The 7725-nt window shown below is 53.1% G+C and carries 9 protein-coding genes; all 9 read left to right on the forward strand.

Annotated features, from left to right (window positions below):
* Positions 1-915, forward strand: a complete 915-nt coding sequence (locus Q0W37_RS12635; RefSeq protein ID WP_297701913.1) for a hypothetical protein — start codon at positions 1-3, stop codon at positions 913-915.
* Positions 912-1925 carry a hypothetical protein gene (locus tag Q0W37_RS12640; protein WP_297701914.1) on the forward strand — a complete coding sequence of 338 codons (1014 nt, stop codon included), beginning with the start codon at positions 912-914 and terminating at the stop codon, positions 1923-1925. Before Q0W37_RS12635 ends, Q0W37_RS12640 begins: the two co-directional genes overlap by 4 nt.
* Before the next feature lie 8 nt (positions 1926-1933).
* On the forward strand, positions 1934-2473 hold the full coding sequence (rsmD, locus tag Q0W37_RS12645; RefSeq protein WP_297701915.1) for a 16S rRNA (guanine(966)-N(2))-methyltransferase RsmD: 540 nt from the start codon (positions 1934-1936) through the stop codon (positions 2471-2473).
* 26 nt (positions 2474-2499) lie between these two features.
* Positions 2500-3054, forward strand: coding sequence for an aminoacyl-tRNA hydrolase (pth, locus tag Q0W37_RS12650; protein WP_297701916.1), 555 nt, complete (start codon positions 2500-2502; stop codon positions 3052-3054).
* A 66-nt stretch (positions 3055-3120) separates the two neighbouring features.
* Complete coding sequence (locus Q0W37_RS12655; RefSeq protein WP_297701917.1) at positions 3121-3576, forward strand: cytochrome c3 family protein; 456 nt, start codon at positions 3121-3123, stop codon at positions 3574-3576.
* 22 nt (positions 3577-3598) lie between these two features.
* Positions 3599-4537 (forward strand): 4Fe-4S dicluster domain-containing protein, encoded by a 939-nt coding sequence (locus Q0W37_RS12660; RefSeq protein WP_297701918.1) that lies wholly within the window; start codon positions 3599-3601, stop codon positions 4535-4537.
* Complete coding sequence (locus tag Q0W37_RS12665) at positions 4537-6348, forward strand: c-type cytochrome (protein WP_297701919.1); 1812 nt, start codon at positions 4537-4539, stop codon at positions 6346-6348. Before Q0W37_RS12660 ends, Q0W37_RS12665 begins: the two co-directional genes overlap by 1 nt.
* The gene (locus Q0W37_RS12670) at positions 6345-6806 is read left to right on the forward strand and encodes a hypothetical protein (RefSeq protein ID WP_297701920.1); all 462 of its coding nucleotides are present in this window, start codon (positions 6345-6347) and stop codon (positions 6804-6806) included. Before Q0W37_RS12665 ends, Q0W37_RS12670 begins: the two co-directional genes overlap by 4 nt.
* Positions 6807-6874: 68 nt before the next feature.
* Positions 6875-7725 (forward strand): Asp-tRNA(Asn)/Glu-tRNA(Gln) amidotransferase subunit GatB (gene gatB / locus Q0W37_RS12675; protein WP_297701921.1); only part of this gene is annotated, 851 nt, incomplete at its 3' end.

Consider the following 7725-nt stretch of genomic DNA (forward strand, 5'->3'; position numbering starts at 1 on the left):
ATGAGTGATACGAAGATTTACATGGGTGTCGAAGCGTGTGACGCTTCCCTGAAAGTGGCTCTTCTGGATGGGGCGGATCGCCGTGTTCTTAAAACGGCCATTCTGGATACGGAAACCAGTCCGCTAGACGATGTTTACGCTTTCGAATCGGTTCTCCAGAGCTGGTTGGAGTATTGCCAGATTGAAAATATCGAGGCCGTTTCTGTAACGATTCCCGCCTTTAGGTCCATTGTCCGTCAGATTTTTGTTCCGCCCGAAGCTTCCAAGAACATGGATGACTACATCAAGTGGTACGTCTCCCTGATTACGAACGCCGAGGCTTCTGCCTATATCATCGATTACAAGATCCTGTTTGGCGAAGAATCTCTGGGCTACACCGTAATGCTGGTGGCCGTCCGTGAACAGTGGGTCGAAAACCTGCGCAAGGGCTTCCGCAGCAAGATGCTTGCTCCTAAGGCGATGGATGTCGATGTGCTCTCGCTGATGAACCTGATGGATTTCGCCGAAAATGACCTCGAACTGACATGCGTCGTCAAGGCGGACTATGCCGGTGTCACGCTTCTGTGGCTCACCAAGGACAACCTGCAGGCTCTCCGCTGCGTCTCGACGCTTTCCCTGGTGAACAAGAGCCAGGACGAGGCTTACCAGTTCCTGGTTTCGGGAATTGCAGAACAGATTCGCGTTGCCCAGGAAGAAAATGCCGCGATCGTTACCAAGCAGATTAGGCTCTGCGGTGACATGGCGAGCGATTTGATGTTTGTGGATGGTCTTCGTAAGAAAATGCCGGACTGCCCGGTGATTCCGATGGACTCTTTCTCTAATTTGCGTCTGCCGACCGAGGCTGAGGATTCCGCCGCGGTGTTGCAGTGTGCCGGTGCCATTGGTGCCGCCTTGAATGTGATGGAGGGTGTATGATTCGATTGAACTTGATTGATGCTGCTGAACGACTGACTGCAGCTGAAAACGTGGCTCCGGTCAACGTGACAAGCGTTGCCGACCTGCGCAAGAAGTCTCGCAAGAAGGCCTTGACCGCAGCTCTTGCCGCCTTGTTTGTGGTGGTGGCTTTCAGCTGTTTCTTGAGTGTGGCCGGTGTTCCGGCTCCGTTGCAGGGCATTCTTCCGGCGCCCTACCTTTCCCTGATTGGTGCCGAAGATCCTAGCCGTTCTGCCTTGACTATGGGCGACGGTCAGCGGACTTCCGCTGGCGGTATGCTCGAAGCTCAGGCAGCCGCAGCCGAAGCGGCTATCAAGCGTCGTGACGCCGTGACGGTGAAGCAGGTGGTGGGTGAAATCAACCCGCAGGTGCTGTTCAACAACAAGCGCTCCGAATACAATTCTTTCCTTCCGCTCGAAAAGATTTCTTACCAGAAGGCTTCTATCGGCCAGTTCGTTACGTTCCTCAATACGGCAACGCCTGACGATGTGGGTTTCTCGGATTGCGTATTCCAGGCTCCGAACTTCTACTATGTTCGCGGTGTTGCTGCTAAGCCTGTTTCGCAGAAGAGCTTCCTTGAACGTATCAAGACTGTGAGTACCGACTTCAGGACTCCGCCGCTTCCCGAAAACGCTCCGGCAACGGACATTACTGCATTTGGTAAGTTCGGCGTTGTCAACGTGAACCTCCAGTCGGTATCGAGCTTCGTTCCTACGGCGGAAGTCGCTGCCGAAGTGAAGTCCCTGAAGGCTTTGGCTGTTTCGAACAAGGTCCAACTTACGGGCCTGGACAAGCCGACGGTCGAAGAGTTCGGTGTCTACAAGCGTTATTCGTACAAAGTAACCACTCCGGCGGACTTCAGCGATTTGCAGGCCTTTATCGCTGCCTACGCCACCTCTCCGCTCCGTATCGGTGTGCAGAATGTAGAAATGAAGCAGGCGAAGCGTGACCTGTTCTCTACCATCCGCTTCGAAATGTTCGTTATCAAGTAGCGCAAGTCATGCCGATTCGCATTACGGGTGGACTGATGCGGGGAAGGAACGTTCCTTCTCCTGAAACGTCCAAGACAAGACCTACGGCTTCCCGCACGAGGGAAGCCCTCTTTAACATTTTGCAGGGTGTCGAAAATTTTCGGATGCTCGACCTTTTTGCGGGAACGGGCATTATGGGAATCGAGGCGATTAGCCGTGGGGCCGCAAGTGTCGTTGCCGTAGAAATGGCGCACGCTCAGGCGCGCCTGGTGTGGCAAGCCTATAAGGCTTTATCGATTGATTCCAAGTTGACTCTGCTCGAAAAGAACGTCCTTTCGCTGGACAAGGAAACTCTTTGTCGCGAAGGCGGCTTTGACCTGATTTATGCGGACCCGCCGTTCAAGGATATGGAATACCCCGACTTGCGTCCTTTCTATGAATGGCTGAATCCGGGGGGCGTTGCCGTGTTCGAAGCCCCGAGTCGTAAAATTCCTGCGTGGGTGCAGGAACTCGACAATGTTCAGGTGCGCCGTTACGGGGAATCGTCCCTGGTTATTTATAGACGATAGTTTTTAATTCAAGGTTTTGGTTTATCATGTACATTATTGTCGGTCTTGGAAATCCTGGTACGCAGTATAGCAATACGCATCACAATGCGGGTTTTATGGCTGTAGAAAAGCTTGCAGACCCCAACAAGGATTGGAAATCGGAGCATAAGGCGCTCACGATGAAGGTGAATGTGGCGGGCGAAGAAGTCCTTTTGGCAAAGCCGCAGACTTACATGAACCTTTCCGGCGAGGCCGTACAGGCGCTGATGACCTGGTACAAGGTCAAGGTGGACCATCTGCTCGTCTTTAGCGATGACATTAATTTGGATGTAGGCCGAATCCGCTGCCGTGCAAGTGGAAGTCACGGCGGACAGAACGGGCTCCGCAACATCATTGAGCATGTGGGCGACAAGTTCCCGCGCATCCGTTTCGGTGTCGGTAAGTGCCCGCCCAAATTCGATCTTTCCAACTGGGTGCTGGCGAAGTTTTCGGCCGAAGACCGTCCTGCCTTTGACGAGGCGATTGCCAAGGTCCCTGCGTTGGTGGAGTGCTATTTCAAGTTCGGTATTGAAAAATGTATGGAACGCTATAACGGGAAATAGCGGATGTCTCGGTGGGTGTTGGTTCTTTTCGTAGCTGTTTTCGCCTTTTTCTTGGCGGATTTTTTGATGGGGGAGTCCCGTACTCCCGAAAGGACTGCTGGAAAGATTCCCTTTGCCCACACCCTGCACGGTGATTCGATTGGCCTGGATTGTTCGCATTGCCATACGGGCGCGAAATCAGGGGCTTATGCCTATATGCCCTCGAAGGCGGACTGCATGGATTGCCACCGGTTGCCGCTTTCTGAAAATTCCGAAAAGAACGATTCCGCCTATGTAGCCTCTATGCCCGAAAGACCTTGGACGCATCGGCGGATTTTGCCGGATCACGTGGTGTTTCATCACGGAGTTCACGCTGCGGCAGGAGTCGCCTGTAGCGATTGCCACGGGAAGGGTTATCTGCAGGGGCGCTATGGCGGAGAACGTTTCGATATGCAGACCTGCCTCAAGTGTCATCGCGGTGAATTGTTCAAGGATCGCGGCTTTAAACCGGCAGCGACATACTGTGCCGCTTGCCACCGTTGATTCGTGAAGGTATCTTATGGGTATGGATCGTCGCGAATTCATCAAGAGTTGCTCACTCATTGCCGTAATGGGGTTGCTGTTCGGTTGCCGCAAGTTGCCTCTCGAAGAGGTGGCGAAATTGGGCGAGTCTGCTGCGAACGGGCCTACGATCAAGCAGTTCGAAGACGAAGTGAAACTGGCGATGTCGCAGGCGAGTAAGCCGCTAGACTTGGTGAAGGTTCCGCGGCCGGGAATGTTGGATATTCCGGGGGCGTCTTCGCTGAACCGTTTCGGGATGGCGATTGACCTAGACCTGTGCGATGGATGCGGCGACTGTATTCTTGCGTGTAATCTTGAAAATAACGTGCCGCTTGTCCCTGCTTCCGATGCTTCGCGTGGACGCTTTATGCATTGGATAGAGATGCGGGGAAACGTTCCCTTTATGTGCAGTCATTGCGGCAAGGCCCCTTGTGAAAAGGTCTGCCCGACGGGGGCTGCAAATCATACTCCCGACGGACTTTCGGCGATGATGTACAAGCGTTGTACGGGAAGCCGCTACTGCGGCGCGAACTGCCCTGTTCAGGCGCGCAAGTTCAATTTTAACGATGCGCAAAAACTGGGACTTGCACGAAAATTTAACGAAGAAGTTCCCCTGCGCAGCAAGGGAGTCATGGAAAAATGCAGCCTTTGCCTGCACCGCTTGCAGAATGACCGCCTCAAGTTCAAGACGCACCATGCGGTGGCTGGGGTTGCCGAAAAGATGTTGCCTGGAGTTTCTACTGAAAATGTTGCTGAAGAATGGCGCGGTCGCGGTGTGACCACCGCATGCTCGGACGCCTGCAAGAGGCGTGCGATCATCTTTGGCAACTGGCTCGACGAAAAATCTCCGCTGGTTCAGTTGACAAAGGACCGCGTCCTCTATGCGCCCCGTGAGTTGGCGCCCCTTGATCCGTCTATCGTGTTTATGCGGGGGCGCCGCTGATGTTTCGGATTCTGATGGTGATTGGGCTTGCGTTGTTCTTGCCAGGGGCATTCGCCCTGGGGTATTCGATATACGAAGGCCCATCGGCGTGGCTAGTGGATTCGCGTACGTTCTGGGGAACGCCCATCAGCTTGTTCGTGTTCTGGATTGGCCTTGCGCATGCGGGAACGCTTCTTTCGGCGATTTTTTTAGCGCTTGGCATAAAGCTCGATCGCCGTACCGCGATGATAGCGGAACTCTCGACGCTTTCTAGTTTAGCGTTTGCCGCCGTGTTCCCGCTGATGCATTTGGGCATCATCGAAAATTTCTACATGGTCGTGCCGTTTTTGGATGCCCGTCAGAATTTTGCGAATGTCCGTTCGCCTCTGGTGTGGGATTTCTGCTGCATTGCCGTGTATGCGGTCCTTTCGCTGTTGTTCTTTGTCACTCATCTGAAGTCCCGCAATATTCCTGAACTAGAAAAGCTTCGTAAGCCCATGGCGTGGCTGCTTTTTCCGCTGGTGCTTTGGGTGCATACGGTGGTGAGTCTTGATTTTGCGGTCACTTTCGTGCCGGAGTGGCGTGGCGCCTTTTTCCCGGTCTACTTTATTGCGGGGGCGATTTTTTCGGGAATCGCTCTCGTGAATTTGCTCCTTTGCGCCGAGGGTTACCGTGTGCGGCTTCTGGAAAGGCTGCAATTGATTTTTTCGTGGTTCATGTGCGCCGTGTGGGTCTGGGATTTTATGCTCAAGGGGTCGTTCTGTACATCGGCCTTTGTCTTTGCAGGCGTCCTTCCGCAACTGCGCATGGTATCGTTCATTCGCGAAAACAAGTGGGGAAGGGTTGGACTTTCGTTGAGCGTGCTGCTTGGCCTTTTTCTGGAGCGGTTGTTCCTGGTTTCCCCGGAATTCGGTTCTCCGGTATCAGATTGTTTCGGTTACGTAGATCTTGGCTTGGTCGCATTTTCGATGGGCGGATTTATGCTGCTGTTTTTTGGCGTCCGTCGCTACCTGAACCGTGGAATGGAAGGGGATGGATCGTACTTTGGCGAGGTGGACGGCAGCGACATGGCCATGATTGAAGAGACCACTCGCGAAGCGTCTGATCTGTCTCGTGAAAAGAAACGCGGAATCGACTTGTCGTATATCCAGCCGTGGTCTTCTGAGGAATACCACATGTTGCGCTTTCCGCTGCTGATTGGTTTTGCCGTGATGCTTTTGTATGTGGCCTTGATTTGGGACCGGTTGCCGTTTGAGAATGTGGAGCTTACGCTTGCAAACATGGTTCCGCTCCTGTATCCGATCGTGGCTTTAGTGACTTCTTTTGCTTTGTATGCAAAATATTATTTTGTAGAAAATAAAGGCGAAAAGAGTCGCGTTGGATTTGTCGGCGGTGCAATTGTCCTTATTTTGTTGGGGTTCATATTCGGAGCCTTCTGGGCAGGTGGGGCATCAGAGCCATCGGCCCAGAAATGGGATGCTGAGCCGCTTGCCGTAGAAAATCCGGTGGCGCATTACATCCGCGAAATGGGCGGGAGTGGCGCCGCTTACGTGGATAGCGTGGATTTGAGTCATGCCCGTCTTGTGTGGAATGCCCGCTGTGCATCATGCCATGGTGTCGATGGACGGTTTAACGAAAAATTTGTTCGCGAGTATTATCCCGTGCCGCAAAAGTTGAATGTTACGCGGATAGATAGTCTGGGAATCGATTCGCTTTCGCATGTGATATTGAATGGTCGTGTGAATATGAACGCCTATGCGGGGCGCCTGACCCCTGCCGAGGCCCGTGGGCTTGTGCAATATATGCGATACCTAGCGGAGGGGGCAAAATGACACCGCTTGCAAATGCTCTTTCTTGCTTGATAGCCCTCGGCTGTGCCTCTTTTTTGTGGCGAAAGAATTCTTCGCCGTATCGTAATGGCGGCTTGCTTGCCGGCTTTTTGTTGCTTTTTTGCGTGTTCACCTATTTTGCGGGAGAACTGTTTGACCCCCGTACAGTGGCGCCAGTCCTTGAACATTATCCGTTCCGCATGATGGCCCTGTGCCTTTGCCTTTCGACAACGTCGCTTTCATTTTACCGTAGGCGATATTTGGTGCTTGCGCAGGCGCTTTGGTTCTGGGTAGAACTCTTTGGGGCGATATCTCTGTATTACCGTGGATTCGATATCGCGTGGACGCGTATTGCGGCCTTGTTGTGCATGACGTTTTGCAGTACCTTCCTTTCGAAGATTTCGAAGGAAATGGAATTTTGCCTGATTGTGCTGTGGCTTGCCATTTGGGTGTTTTTCTAGTCTCAAATCACTAAGTTCTAAGCTCTATTTTTCTATCTTATTCTCCGTAAAAATTTATCGGAGATATCATGTCCAATTATTGTCCTGTTATCGGTCTTGAAATCCATTGCCAGCTCGCGACTAAAACCAAGATGTTCTGCGGCTGCGAAATCGAAGTGAATACGACCCCGAACAAGCACGTTTGCCCTGTTTGCCTCGGTATGCCGGGTGCCATGCCCGTGCCGAACAAGAAGGCGGTGGAATATGCAATTCGTTTGGGCCTCGCCCTGAACTGCGAAATCGACCTGAACGCGATGTGGACCCGCAAGAACTATTTCTATCCGGACCTGCCGAAGGGCTACCAGATTACCCAGACGGGCGGACTTCCGGTGTACGACCACCCGATTTGCAAGAACGGCTGGCTCGAAATCGTCAAGGAAGACGGCACCAAGAAGCGCGTGGGCATTACCCGTATCCACATGGAAGAAGACGCCGGTAAGCTCATCCACGACATGAGCCCGACCGATTCCCACTTCGACGCGAACCGCTGCGGCACTCCGCTCTGCGAAATCGTGACCGAACCGGATATCCGTAGCCCGGAAGAAGCCGTGCTCGTCTTCAAGAAGATCAAGCAGACGCTGGAATACACCCGCGTTTCCAACGCCAACATGGAAAACGGCAACATGCGCTGCGACGGCAACATTTCTCTCCGCGCAAGCGAAGACGCTCCGTTCGGTATCCGCGCCGAAATCAAGAACCTGAACAGCTTTACGAACCTCGAAAAGGCTCTCTACTGCGAAATGAACCTGCAGGCCTCGACCCTCGATGCCGGCAAGGAAGTGGAACAGTGCACCAAGCGTTACGACCCCAACGCGGACAAGACCATCGTCATCCGCAGCAAGGAAGACGCCCATGACTATAAGTACTTCCCGGAACCGGA

It is taken from the genome of uncultured Fibrobacter sp. (assembly GCF_947166265.1).
Classification (GTDB): Bacteria; Fibrobacterota; Fibrobacteria; order Fibrobacterales; family Fibrobacteraceae; genus Fibrobacter.

Excerpts from the sequence above, each read along its gene's own strand:
- Q0W37_RS12635 (WP_297701913.1), top strand. The coding sequence starts at position 1 with ATGAGTGATACGAAGATTTACATGGGTGTCGAAGCGTGTGACGCTTCC.
- Q0W37_RS12640 (WP_297701914.1), top strand. The coding sequence starts at position 912 with ATGATTCGATTGAACTTGATTGATGCTGCTGAACGACTGACTGCAGCT.
- rsmD (WP_297701915.1), top strand. The coding sequence starts at position 1,934 with ATGCCGATTCGCATTACGGGTGGACTGATGCGGGGAAGGAACGTTCCT.
- pth (WP_297701916.1), top strand. The coding sequence starts at position 2,500 with ATGTACATTATTGTCGGTCTTGGAAATCCTGGTACGCAGTATAGCAAT.
- Q0W37_RS12655 (WP_297701917.1), top strand. The coding sequence starts at position 3,121 with ATGGGGGAGTCCCGTACTCCCGAAAGGACTGCTGGAAAGATTCCCTTT.
- Q0W37_RS12660 (WP_297701918.1), top strand. The coding sequence starts at position 3,599 with ATGGATCGTCGCGAATTCATCAAGAGTTGCTCACTCATTGCCGTAATG.
- Q0W37_RS12665 (WP_297701919.1), top strand. The coding sequence starts at position 4,537 with ATGTTTCGGATTCTGATGGTGATTGGGCTTGCGTTGTTCTTGCCAGGG.
- Q0W37_RS12670 (WP_297701920.1), top strand. The coding sequence starts at position 6,345 with ATGACACCGCTTGCAAATGCTCTTTCTTGCTTGATAGCCCTCGGCTGT.